Raw genomic sequence first — 18,396 nt, 5'->3', positions numbered from 1 at the left:
TCCTTTCTTATTTAGGGGTAACAAAGTAGATGCCTGATTGTGGTGTCAAGGTTCGCCAAGTCGTTAGGTATAAACCACCAAAGTTCATTTCTGACATTAAGAAACTACCATCACTATTAACGTACTCACAGAATCCCACGTGACCATAGATTGGTGATGCTCCAGCTACACCATTCATGAATACAACTGCAGAACCTGGTTTAGGAGTCGTTGAAATTTCATATCCTTGAGCTTGACCACTATCAACCCATTGATTGGCATTTCCTAAATATGGATAAATTCCAGTTCCAATCTGAGCAAAACGGTTATAGACATACCAAGTACAATTTCCTAGTGCATAGGCATTACCTGGATAACCTTGACCCTCTAGAATTGCTTGATCGGTAGGGAGTCCATACGGAAGTTTGTCCTTATACTCTGCTGGAACTTGTTGACTCGAAACTCCTGTTGAACCTCCTCCTTTATTTTTTAAGAAATTTAACCATTGACGAGCTGCAGTTTGTCGTTCTAAAAGCTTATTACCTGGTACTCCTAGCCAAGCATTCAAAAAGTCCTCTGCAAGAGCTTCTACGGAACCTGTTGAGGTTACAATTCTTTTAAAAGCTTCTCGTCTAATTGGATCATCTGCTTCTAATAGGAATTTAGTTTGAACTTCCGCAGACCAAATATCTCCATTCATCTCTTTTGCAAAATTCCACAATGCAAGAGCACGAGGGCCAGTAAATTGACCAATCCCAATTCCAATATAGTGTAAACCATTGACCATGTATCCTCCTTTATTTAAACGCAGATTCGGATACATAGCTTGGAAGGCATCCCAGTTACCAACTAGATTTTCTGCAGTTGGCTCTTTAGCAACCTTATCAAATTGATTATTGGTTAGAAAATCTGTTTCATAACGTTTAAAAGTGATGGAACTCTCAATATCAAATCCTCCCAAAACGGCTGCAATCCCTTCATCAGTTGCCTCCGGTATATTCTTTTTAATCGCATCTGCAAAAGCTCTCGCACGTTTTCCTTTCTCTCCAGATGTTTCAATATTACTGACAACAGACGTTGCTTGTGTGTATTCTACACGCTGGAAGTAAAAACCGACATTGACATAGGTCCAATTCTTCTTAACACTGCCATCTTTATCTTTCTTGTTGGCTCGATCAGGTTCTAGCTTTTGATAATAGACTGTTTGATTTCCTTCAGCAGCCACCTTTCCAATGATATCTCCAGATTTAACATGATCTCCTGTTTTGTAACGAATCGTATCTACGTTCTTATACAGAAACTTAGAATTCTCATCACTGATTTCTAAATCATTACCATTGACTTCGACTTTCCCATCTAAAACAGCTAGTAGAGTCTGTCCACCTGTGGCCTGCAAAACAGAACCATTAAAGATTTCCTTCGTAGTTTTATAACCAAAGCGCTCAATAATCTGAAGGGGAGCTTCTGATTCAGGCTGACCTTCTGTATAAAATGGATTGTCTAGCTCTTGTAGCAACATATATTTTCCGTTGTCTCGAGCAATTTCTAAGAGTTCTTTATACTCTTCTAACTCATCCTCACTCAACTTGTAAAGGTCATTTTTTGTATAAAGAGCTTCCATTGTTTTAAGATTATCTTTATCCCCATTCAAATTCTTCCATAAGGTATCTAAGTAAAGCTTCCCTCGATTATTTTTCGAAAGATACTTGTTCCCGTCTATACGAAGTTTATCTGAAATATCATCATACTTATAATTCAAGTACAAAAGCGGATCATCAATTTTTGTCCAATAATCTACCTTATCATTCGATTTTTCACGATCCAATTTTGAAAGATACAACCAGGTATCATTCATATCAAACTCATCTTGACGGGTAATTCCTGAACTACCAATACCAAGTATTGCCAGAAACAAAAGCAGACCAAAAGCAATCAGATAAGCCTTAAAGCCAAAAGGATTTTTGATAATAGCTTTAATCGGTTTTGATCCCAAACGATAGACCTTTCTAGCCTTCTTAGCAGCCTTCCCTGTCTTAGATGCAGCTAAGCGTTTCCTATAAGCCTGTATCTGTCGAGATAACTTTCCTTCCCAAGAAAATTCTCTTGGGGTTCGAGTGAAGCCTCTCCCTTTAGCCTTATTGTAGAATCTATTTCCTAGACCATAGCTTGATTTAACTACTCCTTGGCTAAGCTTACCGCTATACTTCCCAATCGTTTTAATACGTTTTCCTTGAATCTGTATATCTTGATACTGATTCTTAGTTCGTGCTATATCTGAAAGGGTATCATCCTGATGAGCTGTAGAACTAGCCTGTTGATTAGCAACTCGTTCTACAGGTTGTTTGGCCGCACGAAGAAACTTCTTCTTCCGTGATCCACCGTTAGCCTCTTGAGCAACTTTATAGGTTTTTTTAGAAACTTTTTTCTCTAGCTTTGCTTTATCCAATTCCTGTTTAAGAAAAGCCTGCTTCTTGATTTCTTCTGGACGAAGAGCCTTCCCTTCTTTCCGAAGCTCTCTTTCCTGTTTCTGGATATTCTTATACTCTTTTTGGATTTTTTTGACCTTGGCTCTTGAAGCTCTAAATTGTTTATGACTATTCTTAACGATGCGATTCGTAGAACGTGATTGTGACTTTAGTTCTTTCATTCGCATAGCACTATCTTGTTGAACCGTTCGGTAATTCTTACGAACTTTTTCTAGCTTTCGATCTAACCTATGACCGATTGTTTTTGGTCTGCCTTTCTCCTGATCCATAGTGAGACTCCTAAGCGTCTGTTGCGACTAAGTTATATAACTTAGTATTCTTAGGTATTGGATTTTCAAATGGCACTACAACTGGCCCTGCTACGATTAAGCCGGTACCTTTAGCTTTTGGCCGAGCTAGGTAGCGAATCTGTTTGTCAGTCAAGTTAACAATCTCTTTTAAGATAGCCAAATCCTGGGGTTTTTGTTTAAGCAAAATCATAAACTCGCTGTTTGAGAGCAATTTCCGACCTTCTTCAACAGCCGCTAGCGTTTCTATGTTCTGGGTGATTCCTGTTGGAATCGCACCATATTTCCGAATCCGTGAATACAGTGTAGTAAAGAAGTCTGCTTGAGCCTTATTTTTAAATAGAATCTGCATCTCATCAAAGTATACCCAAGTGGTACATTTTCCTTGATTCTCTACAATTTGATTCCAGATATAATCCTGAATAACCATCAAAGCGAACGGCTTCAATTTATGCGACAACTTCTTCAGATTAAAGATAACAAAGCGATGATTGAGATCCACGTTGGTATTGTGGGCAAAAATATCTTGAGAACCAGTTGTATAGGTTTCCACTGCCAAAGCTAAATCTTGAGCTTCTGGCTCTGGTTGTTCCTTCAATATCTGGTGCCACTCTTTTAATGTTGGAGTAAAATTCTCCGTCAAATAGCGTTCATAAGTCACACCTGTCACTCGGTCAATAATCCCAATCTGTGCATCTGTCACCTCTGACAGAATCGATTCAAACAATCCCATCAGCAAGTTTGCTTTATCCCCTATTGGATCGTCATCCTCATCATCCAAACGTTCCAGGTCTGGTAGATCCAAAAGATTGATATGTGTTTTAGAACCAATCGAAATATCCACCATCTGAGCACCGAAAGCACGGCCAATATCAGAATATTCATCTTCGGGATCCACGATGATTACTCGGTCTTCTGGGTATTTCAGCAAAGTTGGAATAACCTCTCCACCCTTGATCGTAGTAGACTTACCAGATCCAGAGGAACCGACTACAACACCTGAACCTGTATTCAGATCACGTTTTCGATCCAAAGTAATGATATTGTTTGATAATTGATTTTGTCCATAATAGCGAGCAAATGAGCTTTCAGACTTCAAATCCACGTTAGTAAAAGGAACTTGCGTAGCAATATTAGCTGTTGTCATCTTTCTCATGAAATTCTTCTTCACATTTACGAAGCACTCTCCGATAGGTAGAATCGTATTTAGAGCCTCTTCCTGGTAATAATAAAGATCTTCAAATTCTACCCCTAGTTTCCGGCCAGCACGCTTAATCTTCTGCTCATTACGTTGTAGTTCCTCCTGGCTATCTGCCTTAAAATACACTGCAATCAATCCAGAAAAGATTTTCTGATCATACTCTGTAATCTCATCTCGCCACTTCTTGGTAGCTTCTGAGATTTCTTGGTCACGACCAGCAACCACTGCATCATCAAAGATACCAGATTGAGCAGCCTTACGTTTAGAACGTAGCTTCCCAATTTCAGCATCCATTTCTGCATCGTTAATCTTTTCTAAGATTTCAACATTCTCATAGGGCTCTGCATGGATAGTAATGGCTAGTTCAAATCCCAGTGTCGTTAAATCACGAATGAGACGATCAGACATCCAGTTAGGATATCGGTGGGCATAGAGTACCTTGGCCCAACTATCATCAATAATCATCCGTTTTTCTTGAAACTCAATTCGGTTCGGAGCGATAAATGATTTAGTTGATAATCCAGATAGAGCAATTTCTCGATAATCAAAATTGACATACGGGTTTCCTCGTAATAGTTCTGAAAAGACCTTTAGACGATCCAAACCATTCATTTCCTTAAATGTAATATCCGATTCCTGAAATTGTGTTCCTAGTGAAACTCCAATATCTTGTAGTAACAACTGAGCCTGTTTTCGATCATCAGCGTTCGTTGAAATGGTCACATACTTATGTACCTCAAAGTTGTTAGCGTGTGTCGTAAATCGCTCCTTAATCATCTCGTTTAACTCTTCTCGATAGTCATCGTAGCCATCGTTTGTTTCTTCAAACAAGATATTCTGCAAGGAATTATCCGATACTCTACGGTTAATTACTAAGAGTTGATAGTTACTGCCCTCATCCAGTGAATTAAGAGCATCCATCGTTGTATCGATGATGCTCTCTTTTTCATCTTGTTGAGCAGTTGAGTAAGAAGCATCCCCCAGCATGAAGCTACGAGAATACTTCTCACGAGCAATGTGCATCAATCCATCTTCATGTAGAAGTGTATAATTGATTGTATTTTGTGTCGTAGGTTTCATCTGACGACGCAAGCGCTCAATTCTTTTCTTTTCTGCGTTTTCTAGTTTTTCTCTTTTGCTTTTGAATAAACTCATCTTTTGTATAAATTCCTACCTTTCCAAATTCTGTCTCATAGCTTCTTTGTTGAATTCGGAAAAAGAAATTGATTTTTTCTTTAATCCGTATTCTCTTGGTCATACCTGTACCGTACATTGCCCCAGGAAGAACAAAAATAGCATCCCAAAGATAAATGTACCAATCAGGTAAACCAAAGAAGTATATCGTAATTGAACCTGAAACAGCTATTACCAAACATACATAGAGAACAATCATTCTACCTGTTAATCCAAATAAAATAGGTCTGTCCTCTGTTTCAAATTCTCTTAAAAATTCTGATCCAATTTTTTTCAATTAGTTTCCTTTCACACAAAATAACATCGATCCATTCTAATTTTTCTAGACATGGATTACACTCCTAAAAGTTGCTTGGCTTTTCGACTAGACCCAACCATAACAAAAATATAGATAACCCCCTTGGCAATTGAAGCAAAGGCTGTTCCCCATGAATCACTGGAACCAGTCGTAACCTTTAGGATATCTGCTGCAACAATCGAATCATATACAACAGAAACAATAATTAGGATGACACCAATAAGGGCAGAGGCCGCAAAGTATTTCAAGAAATTAATCGTAACAGATCGTAACGAGTCCATCATAAAGAACGCTACTAACAATGGAGCTATAGCTTTAAGCATATACAAATCCAAGTAACGTAGGAAAACAATAATCCCTAAAATTATGTTAGCCACTCCACTTACAGCTTTTCCGACTAAGGTAATGATAGCTTTTTCAATCATTCCTTTCCCACCAGAAATATTAGAATCAATGGTTGTTTTAACGGTAGGTGTTACATGAGCAATCACTTTCACAACAATATTAAGTAATTCCAGAATAGCATCACAAATTTGAGATGAGGCAGAGATCATGATTAAAGCAAATAAATATTTCATTAAAGCCTCTAACCAAATCTTCTGTGTTAATGCACCTCCCCTCGACTTTACCATTTGCGTCCATGATACCATTTCAAACCAGAAAAAAAGAGCTAAAAGGATATAACCAATAGGTCTGACTGCATCAGCCATCATATTTACAGCTTGATTTGTAGCAGAGCTATAACTAGAAAGAGAGCTTGTTAGCTCTCTAATATCTAAATTCATAGGCTACTCCTAAAATTTTATTAGAGATAGTGCTGCAACGATTGTGGCTGAAATTCCCGCAGAAGATATGGCCAGAAATGCACCATGAGTCATAGAATCAGAACCTTCATCTTTCCTTTGCTTATCATTATTCTTTCTTCCTTGGAGAAAGTCATATGAACCATTCCAGATCCAAATAAGACCTGTAACTGTTCCGAGTGCACCTAGACCAGTAATAATTTTTGTAATGAGTTCCATTTTGTTTTACCTCTTTTAATTTTATTTTTATAACAAAAGGCACTGCAGAGATTTCTACAGTGCCAAACACAATACTATTTTTATAATTCTTCAAATTCTTCACGATAAATCGTCCGAACAGTAGCTACTAGAATACTGAGGCCAATAATAATTGGAACTTCAAAATTCGGATATGGGAAAAATAACCCTCCTCCTTTTGGAGCATCAACCACTTGACCAGCAGTAATAAGTGAATCATGGGACATTCCTAAAATATGCGGTGTATACCATCCAAAAATATTATCAATTATGTTTTCGCTTGGGAAATTGAATAGATGATGAATGATTGCCATTCCCCCAATCAATACGATTGTTATACATATTTTAGCTATAACCCAAAGAATAAACATACCAATAGTGGATTTCACAACATTAATACACCAAAGAACGATATAAAAGGGAGCTGTAAAAATCCTAATGATAGCTACCCACAGCCAGGAAAAATCATTCCCTAATTTCATAACTCTACTCCTCCACGATTTACCGTTATTATACCATAAAAATAGCTTATTTTAAAGGTTCCTAGAGTATTCTAAGCCTCTTTTTTCTCACGCTTGCTGTAGAGCAAGCCTGTAGCAACACTTCCCATTGCTAGAGCAGCCAATAGTAAATCTGCAGAGTCCTTCTCCCCTGTTGAAGGCAAGCTTCGTTCTGGTTGTTGCGGATGTTCTTCAGGAGTTTTTGGCTCTTCTGGAGTATGAGTCACAACCGTATTGGAAACAACTTCCACACCGTTAACTGTATGATAGTAAGTATTTTCTACTGTTCCTGACTGAATGCGTGTCATTTGTAGATATACTTCTGCTTGAAACTCTGATGTCTCTAAAATTGACTTCAAGAAAGCATCATCAAAGCTAATATCTACTTTACCTTTAGCCTTATCTACTACTTGACTGGTGAACTTAGTTAATTCATCACCAGCTTTGAATTTTTGACCATCACTTGTTTCAAAATCTACAGCAGCAAATACTTGATAGATACTCTGATAATCATCATGTATTTCATCGTAGTCATCTCTAAAATTATATTCAAATAACTGTTCTGAGCGATATTTTGGTATCAAGGAACCAACTAGTTTATAATTAAACGTTTGATTCAGCTTGACATCTTTGCCATCTAAACTTTCTTTACTTAGATGGTCAATCACCACATCTTTCTTAGGTTCAATCTTCGGAACATTATTGACTACAGTTTCAGTTACATAAGCCATACCAAAATCAATTTGGTAGGCTGTATTCTCATACTTACCACCTGTTTGACCCAATTCCTTCTTAACAGTCATTGGATTAGTAATCGTCAGAACTTCTCCAGTTTGCACGTAGGTCTTGTAGAATTCTTCTGGATTCTCCGCCTCAAATACTTGAATCGCTCCTTTGGGGATAAATCCTTGTTCTTTCAAAGATTCTTGAACTCCTACTGGAGCTTTGTCTAGACTTTCATATATAGTAGCTCTCAACCCCTTAACTACTTGACCTTTAGAATCCGTTACTTGAACACCATCTTGATTGATCGTAACAGCTTCTTTTGGGTAATCATCAACGATATAGAACCCTTTGCCAATACGTTCTTTATCTACTTCAATGCCCTTGTATTGGCTATAATCTGCCGTTACCTTGTAGTAGTTGACAGAGCCTGCCAAGACCTGTTTCCCATCGATGTTAACACCTTCCTTGTTAAGATTCTTTTTGGTTGGTTTAACAGTAGGAACATTATTTACAACTGTATCAGTTTGATATCCGTTACCGAAATCAACTTGGTAAGCCGTATTCTCAAATGATTTTCCTGTATTTCGCAATTCTTCCTTAGTTACCATTGGATCAATAATTGTAACAGATTTTCCTGCTTTGATATATTGGTTAAAATAGACTTCTGGGTCATCCACTAAAAATACTTGGAAAGCTCCCTTAGGCTTAATTTCAGAACTATCTAGAAAGGCTTTAACTTTATCATTATCAACAGCTTCAATAGAATCATACTGATACACTGAAATACCAGAAACTTCTTTTCCTTCGCTATCAATATAACGAATATCTGATTCATTAATAGTCACTGCCTCTTCTGGATAATCATCAATCGCACCAAAGCCTTTTAGAATAGCAGATGGATCTGCCTTTATCCCTTTATACTGATCATAATCCAAGGTTATATGGTAGTAATTCGTTGAACCAGCTAGAACTGTCTTTCCATCGATGATAACACCATCCTTATTATGATTGTGTTTGAGAGGTTTGATCAAGTTATTATTCGGATTGTCTGGATCATTCGGTTTACCTGGGGTTGTTACCTTAGCAATATTTGAATAAGACTCAAATTCATTATTCAAATTCAAACGGAAGTTGTTCTTATAAGTAGCAGCATCATTCGTTACTGTACCATACACTTTAAGAACAGGTGCGGTAAATACTTTAGTTAAATCCAAATTAACTTTAGCTAAACCTTCAGACTTCAATAACCCTTTTAACTGATGTTTAGCTTTATCATAGGTTACAGTAAAGTCTTGGTTTTGAGCTACAGTTTTTGCTAAATCTAAACGATACCCTTGAGGTAAGTTGTCTGTTAGTTCGTAAATTGTAGTTTCTTCTCTGTTTGCCGCTAGAGGTTTAGTTTTTAACTCCCAAACAACTTCTGATAACTTAGGTACTGAAGAATTATTTACATTTGTACCTGCAGAGTTCTTAACTAACTTTTCTACAGTAGGCGTAGTTCTCAAGCGAGTGTAAGTAACTTCAACTTCTCTTGGTGCCACCTCATTTGGCACAGGCTTTAAGTCCGGTGTAGGAGGTTCACTCGGAATAGGAACGTGAGGTTTATCTGGTTCATCTTTTGGCGAGGCTAATAAAGGTTTCTCCGTAGGAGGTGTCAATGGAGTCTTATCCTTCTCCTTATACTCTGGTTCATCTGGTCTTGGGTTTGTAAATTCGTCTGGTTTAGGAGGTTCTTTTGGCAAAGGAACCTCACCTGTATCAGATACTGGTGGAATTTCTGGTAATAACGGCTTAGGTGTAGGTTTCTCAATAGTATCCTTATCCTTTTGAATTAAGCTTGGTGGAATTGGTATTTTTAGCGGAGACGGTGGAACTAACTGATTAACCACAGAACGACCACCCCAAAGTTGGAAGGCAAACCCTGATGAAAAGATTTCATCATCATTATCCTCTGGTTGCCCGTTAGCTCTACGCTCATCATTCCAATACTTACGGTAAGAAGCTGACTGCGATTCAGTATAAGTATGTAAAGGTTTATTTCCATTACTTAAGTACGTTAAGTGTTGAACAGAACCATGACCAACACTTACAATGGACCCTTCTGGAATAGAATTGTAATCATCTACATCGGTATAGTAAGGATCACCTGCCTTATAACGATTCAACCCACTTGGATCATCTTCCTTATACACACCATCAGATTTTACACCCATCCAATAGTTTTTCCCATTGACTGTGGTTTCTTTAACAGATGAATCTGATGGATTGATTACAGCGCCTGTATTATCATCTCCATAAGTATGTCTTACAGCTTGTCTATGATCTAAGTCAGAGTAAATAGAGACTGAACCTAAGTCGATAGGTTTACCTGTTTTCTCATCATAGTAATGAATATCCCACTCAACATTAAAGTAATTATATGGGTTGAAGTTAACTGAAGAAGTCTCCGTGTCAGTTTTAGCTTTATTCCACCAAACATTCAAACGAGTATAAGTTGAAGGGTTGCCTGCAATTTTATGCTCTGGTATAGGATTATTACGAGCCACAAATCTTGCAGAAATTATTTTTCCCGTTTTTGTTTTACCAACATTATGTAAAGTGAAGGTAGAACCTTGTTTGATACCTGTGATTACATAACCACCATAAGTTCCTTTAGAATCAGAATGACCATAGAAATCTTTATTCTCTAATCTATCGTGTTGCAAATCCTTATCTAAATTCATAGTTGTATTAACATTTGCACCCAAAGCACCATCTACAACCTCAAGATTAGGAACACTTGAATCAAAAACCGCAGTCAGCTTAGAGTAATATTCTAATGAACCACGCTTCGATTCATCAAATTCACCATAAATAGTAACACCATTCGCACTACCTTGAACTCTCTGAGTTCTCAATGCAGCTAACTTACGGTTATAGTCAGCTAAATCACTTTCGTATTGAGCATGAGCAGTTTGATACCTCAATAATGCTTTATTGTACTCATCTTGTGATTTTGCATTATCTTTATCAATCTGCTCATTTTTAAGTTTTAAATCAGCTAAAGCTTTTTCATAAGCGTCTAAAGCAGTTTTATTAGCCTGAAGAATAGCTTCATTTTCTTTCCTACGAGCTTCTACTGCTTTTGCATAAGCATCTTTATCTGAAAGATTCTTCTTAGCAATTTCTTCGTTTTTACGCTTTGCTTCAGCTAAGTCCTTCTGATACTGAGCCAACTGCTCTTTATACTTCGTTAAATCAGCATCAGACTTACTTTTTTCAACAGTCCATGTTTTTAAAGCTTCTTCGTAAGCTTTCTTAGCCTCTGCGTTTTCTTTATCAATCTCAGCATTTTTCTTTGTTTGATCAGCTAAAGCCTTCTCATATTTAGACTTGGCAAGCGCATTTTCTTGTTTAATACGCTCATTCTCTTTTGATACACGCTCTCTCTCAGCTTTTAAACGCTCATTCTTTTCTTGATTTTCTTTATCAATCTGAGCATTTTTAGTTGTAGCTTCTGCTAAATCTTTTTCATACTTAGCTTTTGCTTTCTCATAAGAGTCTTGTTGTTCCTTGTTCTCAGTAGTAATCGTTTGAATCTCTTCTTTACGAGTTTCTACTTCCTCTTTGTACTTCTTAGACTCATCTACAACAGTAGTCGCTTGTTTTTCATAAGTAGACTCAATTTCAGCAGTTTTCTTAGCTAACTCATCAGAATTAGTCACCAAACCACCATCAACTTCAGTTTCTTTTACAATTAAACCTGCTTCTTTAGCAGCCGATACCGCAGACTCTACTTTCTCTCGGTTAACAGTGACTTCAACAGAACCTGTTGATTTTTCTGCACTACCTTGGTCGGTTGTAGAATCCACCGTTGGGGAGTCTTGTAAACTTTTCGCATTTGTAGCAGGATTTGGATTTACTCGTTCATCTGCTCTAACTGGACTAGTCATCAAGCCTAAGGTAGCTAGACCAAGAATCACTCCACACGTCCCCCATCGTCGTGTTTTTCGGATAGAACCGAATGCTCGTGTCTCGTTATTAAATTTCATTTTTTCTCCTTAATTTTTAATACAGTATTCAATATTATTCACTTTGGACATAATTTGAAGGAGCTCTCGCTCTAAAATATATAATTTCCATTTCTTTCTCCAACAAAAAAGTCACCAAGAAACCTTGATGACTTTACTTAATTTAATTTTCCTTAGATCCTCGTTTGATTTTCAACAAACTTAAAAGTGAAATAGTTACCATTCCAAAGAACCAAAGACTAGAAGATTTTTCTCCTGTCTTAGGTAATTCGTATGTTGCAGCAGGTGCTTGATAGACTGGATCTTTGACTTTTGCAACTTGATTATTAACTTGATCTTGCACATACTTTACAATCTTACCATTTTGAATCACTGGAATCGGATGACCTCCAGCTTGCTCAATACTTGCCTTCTGAGCCTCTAACTCTTTTTGATGCTTAATTTCTTGTTGTGCTTCCAGATAATCACGATAATCCGACAATAACTCTTTATGAGCCTCTAATACCTTTCTTTGTTCTGTCTTTGCAGTTTCTAGTTTTGATAGTGCTAACTCAAGAACTGATTTCTTTTCTTTCAAAACTTTTTGAGCAACTTCAAGATTCACTTTTGCCTTTGCTAAAAGTTGAGGGGCATTCTTCAAAAATTCCACTCGCTCTTTTGATGTTTTCAAGACTTCAGTTGTTTCTGAAAGTAAGGCTTGACGATTGAGGACAAGTTCTTTAATTCGAGTAAGTTCACCTTCTTTAGCAATCAATACCTCTTTCTCAGCTGTCAATGCTTCATTCAGTGATTTCCATTCAGTTTGTTTTTCAGCTAGTTTATCTTTAGCTAACGCAAGTGCTTCACGTTTGTTTTGCACGTCTGCATTCAACTGTTCCAAAGCCTCTTGCGCTTGTTTGTTTTCTAAGCCAGCTTTTTCAAGGTTTGCTTCCGCCTTCTTTAACTTATCTTCTGCTTCAGGAGTTTTTAAAGTAATATTCTGAATATCATTACGATTAGTCACTGCATTTTGCGCAGTAACTTCTGCTTGAGTATATTCTGTCTGTGCTTGTTCTTTTCTAGCTTGTGCATCCTTATGATTCGTTTTCGCAGTCTCATAAGTATCCTGAGCTTGTGCCACAGAATTTCTAGCTACTTGAATTCTTTCCTGAAGACTAGCTAGATTGTTCTTAGTGTCAACTTTAACATTTTGATGGAAACCATTTTTCAGCAAATCAATTGTTTTAGAATCTGTTCCAACATAGTGCATCGCAATCAAACCAAGATCTGTCTTTCGAGTTGCTACACCAATATACTGCATCGTAACCGACTCACGATCAAGTCCTGCAAAGTTTAAAGCATGGCCCCAATTAGCATGCTTATCATAAAACAGCATCATAATCACGTTTTCGTATGCCTGTTGTTTCAGATCAGCTAATGTTACTACATCACCTGCATTTTGAAAGCCAATGTTTTCAGCAAGCAGACCTTGATTACCTTGATTTAAACCAACTTCTTTCGCAACAGTGTTCAAAGCATCTAGGTCATGGCCGTACTGATTAGTAGATAGTTGAGTTGCTTTCTGTGCCACTTTCTGCATATCTCGATTCACTAAGACTGGAATATCATCTGTTCCCATCAATCGACGGAAATCATTAATCAAATGTGCATTGAAAATGGCAAGTTCATCTTGAACTTCAGCAGATAAATGATTGACATCAGCAATCACAGTCTTTTTATCTGCTTCACTCTGCTTAAATGGAGAGTTTGGATTACCGTAATAAGTCTCACCACCATCTGGCGAGCTAAATCCAGCAGCGGTCATTCCTTTCTTGGCAATTTCTTGTAACTTATTTGAATTTTCTTCAGTGGGGTTATTGAAGTAAGCCTTTAGAGCTTCTACATAGCCAGCAGGATATGTGATAGAGGTCGTTGTCAAACTATCCAGGATACTTTGAGCCTTAGATAGATTCTCTTTAGCTACTTGATACTGATTTTCAGCGTTAATAGCTTGAGTGGTTGCTTGACCTAGCTCCTTCGCTTTCACCAACCTAGTTCCTTCAGTACTCGTTACCTCTGCTTCGGCCTGTTTCAGTTTAGAAGCACGTTGATCATCTGATTCTTTAGCAAGTAGCAAATCTTGTCGAGCTTGTGATTCAGCTTCTTCGCTCATTTCTAAGTTTCGCTTAGCTGCTTCAGCATTGGCAACAATGCCTGCAACTCCAGTGCCGTCTAAAATAGCTTGTTTTTCAGCTACAATTTGTTCTGCATCTGTAACTTCTTTTGTTTTGTCATCAAGCTTTCTCGTAGTTTTTTTGACATTTGCTTCCTGATCTGTAACATTCTTTTCAGCTAGCTTTTGTTGCTCTTTAGAAGTGGATAGTTCTTCTTGAGCCTTCTTCTCAGCAGCCTCTTTTACAGACACATCTTCTTTTGCATCCTGGATATTTTTAGGAGTAGCTTCCTGGACAGCTTTCTCCGCTTGAGCAACAGCTTCTGTAGCTTCTCCAACTACTTTCTCTGCATCGTTTACCTCGTTTTGATTAGATTTTACAATCTCCTCCTGGTTTTTTACAACTGCGTTTACCTGTTCCACTTTTTCTTTGGAGATAGCGACATCAGTTTCTGTAACTGTTTTTTGAGTTACTGTCTTTTGTTGGTTCCCTGAAATTTGGTCTGAAGGTTTTACCTCTTCTGCAGTAACTTGCGTCGTTACTCCAACACTTGCGGTTGCGATAACACTAGCCAACATAACTTTCTTAACTTCATTCATGATTTCCATTTGATTTCTCCTTTTTTGTTTAAAAAACGTTCTTAAAATATTTATTTTATACTTATATTTTACCATCTTTAGAGTTTTTTCTCAATTTTTTCCTGATTTTCATTCATCTATCCGCTTAATCAAAGATAGGACGTTTAGAACAGATTAGATTCCCTCTCCTTGATGAAACAGATAGATGAGGCTCTATCTGTTAAATTTTACCGCTAGGTCGGTGATAACCTTTACCGGTTAGTTGTAAGATAGTTTTATTACCTTGCTTAATTCGTCTGGCAACTAAAATATCTCCACGTTTAATAGTGCGTATATCTCTATAGGTTTTAGAGTATTCTGCAATCATTTCAACGGTTTGAAGTTTTCCGGCCACATATCCTTTTTTTGGAATAAGACCATACTTACTAGTTAATTTCATTTCTTCACCACTTGCAAGCCGTGCGGTTGCATCACCTTGAAAACCTAGTCGTCTTAAGTCAGTGAGTGTAACCTCACTAGTTGATTTTATTTGATTCATATTGTCCTCCTTTTTGAATCAAAGGCTGATTTACAGCCATGCCGAGTTGATGCCGTACATCTCTACTGTGTTTTTTACGCACGATTTTTAGTTTAGAAATCGCAAACTCTTTCGTCTTACGGGACAAGTCAACCGTGACTTTACATAATGCAGTCAGCACTAGATATAGTTTCTAGATACACACCGCCCCTGTTCTTCTTTTTATGCCTAGACTGCGCTAATCGGGACAGTGGGGATATTCAATTTTCAAAGAACAAGAGTAGTTTTAGGACTTGCTCAGGTCAAGTATTTTAGAAATATGGAACCGATTGGTAAGGTGCTGCTTTCATAGCTTGCCCTCTGTTAATTCTCTCTTGGTTATTAAACACCCCATAAAGTCCACTCTCATTCCTTTAACATGTTTCGGTGTTCTTAGACAATTCAGCTAAATATTGATTCAGTTTCGTCTCCGATAGTTTATCTGGATAATAGTATGCAATCAGACTAGGACACTCATCAGGGAATTTTCTAGCGTGCTCACTTTGTCCTGATACCTCCATAAAGCCCTGTTCTTTTTCGATAAGTAGAGCCATTTTCCAGAAACGCATCATCATTTTGTAAAAGTAGGCTGGGACATTCTGGATTGGTTTTCCTTCAGCCTCTCCTGTTTTGATTTTGAAAATCAATTTATCAAGCTCACGTTCAAGATCCTGTAGCCAAACCTCTCCATAAATTTCCTGATCAGCTAAGAGGTTGTTGTAATTTTTCTCAACTTGACGTTTTACTTGATAGATTTTATTTTCAAGAATTTTTGCATCTTTTCCAAATAAACTGAGTTTCTGAACTAGTTTAGGAGAAAGAAAACCATGTTGCCCCATTTTAAATGCTTCAGAAATTGATAAACCAGATAAAGATGACTCGCCCTCGTATCGATTAGTATCGTATGAGGACTCTGTCTGACTCCTCTCTGTATTTATTCCGTCCGCTTCGTGGACGTTTTGAAGTCCATTTTGCGGACGTCCATTTTTGATACTTTCGCTATTACCAATGCTTTGGGGTACTTTTTCATAGAGAACTTTACCAAAAGCATTAACCCTCTTCAGTAACTCACCATCAGCTGAATAGTGCTCCACTATTTCTAAATTAGCATCTACTAGCTGAAGATAAAGTCTATTTGGCTTATTGAGTCCCTGCCTAACTTCCCGTAAGAGACCATGTTCTTGCAGTTCTTTCTTGATCTTAGTAACCTTCATCTTTCCCTTATCAAGTAGTAACATCAAGTCAGAAACTGTAAAAATTAGAAAGACCGCTCCGTTTTCATCAACGTAATCTCTATTCCCCTTCTGGAATGAACTGATACTTAATTTACAACGATTATAGAGAGCCCCATAAGCTAACTTGGCATCAGATGAAAGACTCGTGTAGGAACTAGTCAATTTGACATAGCCGTTCTCATTGTGTTGAATACGAGTGAAAAAGATTTCTGGAATTTGATAAAAAGTTAAAGTAGCTAGTTGATCAATCGTGATATCTGCCATTAGTATCCTCCTACAACTTGTAACCTCAAGCCACCAGCTTCAGGAAAAGAGACAAGATGAGTTCGTTCTAACTCTTCAATAGCTGCAATAGCACGACTTCTAGTCCATCCCATTGTATTCATCAAATCGAAAATCATTACATCTCTAGTCAATCTTGAGACCTTTGTTTGGTGTTGTTTCATAGGTAATCCTTTCTTTAAGTAAGCCACTTTATATTCATACTTGTAATAATTCTTCTGATAGCAACCTAGTCTCTTTTGCGTGTTCAAAACCAGCAATATAAGCCTCATAATCAACTTCAATTTCGATTTTTAGGCTTCTACTCTCTAATTTCCCCATACGTAGTCGTTGTTCTTCCAAAACTTCTGCTGGGATTTTTACCATCAAACCAAATTCTTCTGATGATTGAACCTGGTCCTGAAAACGTTGATCTACTCCGTTTAAGAAACCGAGTAAATACGATTTCTTATAGTCTTTCCATCTTGCTCTTGAGACTGTAGGGGAAAGTCGTTTCAACCGATATTTAAGATATAAGAGCGCACCTTCGTAAACCTTACTACAAAGTTCAGCATCAGATTGATATCCAAAGAAAATTATCTGTGTGATGCCATCTTCGTGAAGTCGTCTTCTTATCGTTTTACATCTAAAATTTTCACCTAAAATACCTGCCAACTTTTCTTGCCACCATGGAAGTCTATATTCCCATGTCCCTATTGTTTCACTAATATCTTTTTGAGTTTTACTATTCGTTAAATCATTCATAGAAAGATTATGCTTCACCATAAGTCTTTGAGCCATCAGAAGGGCAGTCTGCCCCTCTTCATCGTTTGGTGCATCGTAAGCTAACTCTAAAAGATTTTGTATCTTCTCAATAATTTTATTATCCATATCAATCCACATGTTTATACTTTCTAGGCAAAGAACTAGCGTAATGTTTTGAATCATTAACCTTTGCATTATAAAAAATCATATTATTCCCAATAATTTCTTGCCATTTAGGAATCTCCTCACGATAAATGCGATTAAGTCCATAAAAGTTCCTTACAATAAATCTAACGGCTCCAATATGATCTCCTAAACCAACCACACACAACACATCATGTTCCATATCATATACCCAATGACTTTTTGAATTTGTCAGAATTTCCCAAGCAAATTCCCAATCTCTCTCAAGCCAATCATGCCCTGGTCTGTAATAAACTTTTGTCTGACAAGATTCATCATTAAATCCATAAAAACAGTGACTACACAGCGTTCTGTTTTTATCTACCCACCAACAAGGACCATACTTTTCATTGATGCAAGGTGTAACCCAGTTACAAGCACATCGTCTACAAATTCCAGCTTCCATGCATTATTCCTTCCTACACATATCCCATCAATTCTGGATTAAACTCCAGAGTCAACCACAAGGCTTCGTCCTGAGTCAATTGTCTAGTCTGTCCCCAAGTTCCATCTCTCGCTCTTCTGGAGTAAGGATAAGTGCCAAGCTTAATTCTAGGATATAATTCATGAATAACATCATCTTTTATAACTCTCCAGAGAAGACTAGAAGGTCTATAGTAATAGCCATCTCCAAGCCAAACTCTATTGAGATCATCGTATACAGATACTTTTTCATCAGAATTTCCTTCAGGGATACAATCAACCATATTTTCATTCTTATCAAGATCTATTACATCGAAAATTTCTAACGAATCAATATCCATAACAATTTCAATATTATCTGACATTTTTTCTCCTTTCTTTAATTTTGGTAACGAAAAAAGAGAACGAATTTCCTCGTTCTCTACATATATTTATATGTTTCTTGCATTTCTCAAAACTCTAGACACTTACCCAGCGATTGAACTTGTAGAAAACATGACTCATCATCAAGTCAACAGAAT

Annotated in this window: 14 protein-coding genes; all 14 read right to left on the bottom strand. The window is 37.3% G+C overall.

Annotated elements, in window-relative coordinates:
• Window positions 1–7: 7 nt before the first annotated feature.
• The gene (locus QM469_RS00340) at window positions 8–2,734 is read right to left on the bottom strand and encodes a phage tail tip lysozyme (protein ID WP_414275820.1); all 2,727 of its coding nucleotides are present in this window, start codon (window positions 2,732–2,734) and stop codon (window positions 8–10) included.
• 10 nt (window positions 2,735–2,744) lie between these two features.
• Complete coding sequence (locus QM469_RS00335) at window positions 2,745–5,108, bottom strand: VirB4-like conjugal transfer ATPase, CD1110 family (protein WP_414275819.1); 2,364 nt, start codon at window positions 5,106–5,108, stop codon at window positions 2,745–2,747.
• Window positions 5,050–5,424, bottom strand: coding sequence for a hypothetical protein (locus tag QM469_RS00330; RefSeq protein ID WP_371560898.1), 375 nt, complete (start codon window positions 5,422–5,424; stop codon window positions 5,050–5,052). Before QM469_RS00330 ends, QM469_RS00335 begins: the two co-directional genes overlap by 59 nt.
• Window positions 5,425–5,480: 56 nt before the next feature.
• Window positions 5,481–6,230 (bottom strand): conjugal transfer protein TrbL, encoded by a 750-nt coding sequence (locus tag QM469_RS00325; RefSeq protein ID WP_371560896.1) that lies wholly within the window; start codon window positions 6,228–6,230, stop codon window positions 5,481–5,483.
• Between the two features lie 9 nt (window positions 6,231–6,239).
• Window positions 6,240–6,467: a hypothetical protein gene (locus tag QM469_RS00320; RefSeq protein WP_414275818.1), complete on the bottom strand. Its 228-nt coding sequence runs from the start codon at window positions 6,465–6,467 to the stop codon at window positions 6,240–6,242.
• An 80-nt stretch (window positions 6,468–6,547) separates the two neighbouring features.
• Window positions 6,548–6,967, bottom strand: a complete 420-nt coding sequence (locus QM469_RS00315; protein ID WP_414275817.1) for a hypothetical protein — start codon at window positions 6,965–6,967, stop codon at window positions 6,548–6,550.
• 71 nt (window positions 6,968–7,038) lie between these two features.
• A complete protein-coding gene (locus QM469_RS00310) occupies window positions 7,039–11,742 on the bottom strand; it encodes an SspB-related isopeptide-forming adhesin (RefSeq protein ID WP_414275816.1) in 4,704 nt (1,567 codons plus the stop codon).
• 142 nt (window positions 11,743–11,884) lie between these two features.
• Window positions 11,885–14,482, bottom strand: coding sequence for an SEC10/PgrA surface exclusion domain-containing protein (locus QM469_RS00305; RefSeq protein WP_414275815.1), 2,598 nt, complete (start codon window positions 14,480–14,482; stop codon window positions 11,885–11,887).
• A gap of 190 nt (window positions 14,483–14,672) precedes the next feature.
• On the bottom strand, window positions 14,673–14,990 hold the full coding sequence (locus QM469_RS00300) for a hypothetical protein (RefSeq protein WP_414275814.1): 318 nt from the start codon (window positions 14,988–14,990) through the stop codon (window positions 14,673–14,675).
• A gap of 392 nt (window positions 14,991–15,382) precedes the next feature.
• Entirely contained in the window at window positions 15,383–16,507 is a 1,125-nt protein-coding gene (locus tag QM469_RS00295; RefSeq protein WP_414275813.1) for a replication initiator protein A, read from the bottom strand.
• Window positions 16,507–16,689, bottom strand: coding sequence for a hypothetical protein (locus QM469_RS00290; protein ID WP_414275812.1), 183 nt, complete (start codon window positions 16,687–16,689; stop codon window positions 16,507–16,509). Before QM469_RS00290 ends, QM469_RS00295 begins: the two co-directional genes overlap by 1 nt.
• 34 nt (window positions 16,690–16,723) lie before the next feature.
• Window positions 16,724–17,395 (bottom strand): DUF2786 domain-containing protein, encoded by a 672-nt coding sequence (locus QM469_RS00285; protein WP_414275811.1) that lies wholly within the window; start codon window positions 17,393–17,395, stop codon window positions 16,724–16,726.
• A 1-nt stretch (window position 17,396) separates the two neighbouring features.
• Complete coding sequence (locus QM469_RS00280) at window positions 17,397–17,858, bottom strand: hypothetical protein (RefSeq protein WP_414275810.1); 462 nt, start codon at window positions 17,856–17,858, stop codon at window positions 17,397–17,399.
• Window positions 17,859–17,871: 13 nt separating this feature from the next.
• A complete protein-coding gene (locus QM469_RS00275) occupies window positions 17,872–18,240 on the bottom strand; it encodes a hypothetical protein (RefSeq protein WP_414275809.1) in 369 nt (122 codons plus the stop codon).
• Between the last annotated feature and the right edge of the window lie 156 nt (window positions 18,241–18,396).

Source organism: Streptococcus infantis (assembly GCF_047464215.1).
Taxonomy (GTDB): domain Bacteria; phylum Bacillota; class Bacilli; order Lactobacillales; family Streptococcaceae; genus Streptococcus; species Streptococcus infantis_P.
The sequence above is the reverse complement of the archived record's forward strand: the minus strand, read 5'-3'. Positions and strand labels throughout refer to the sequence as shown.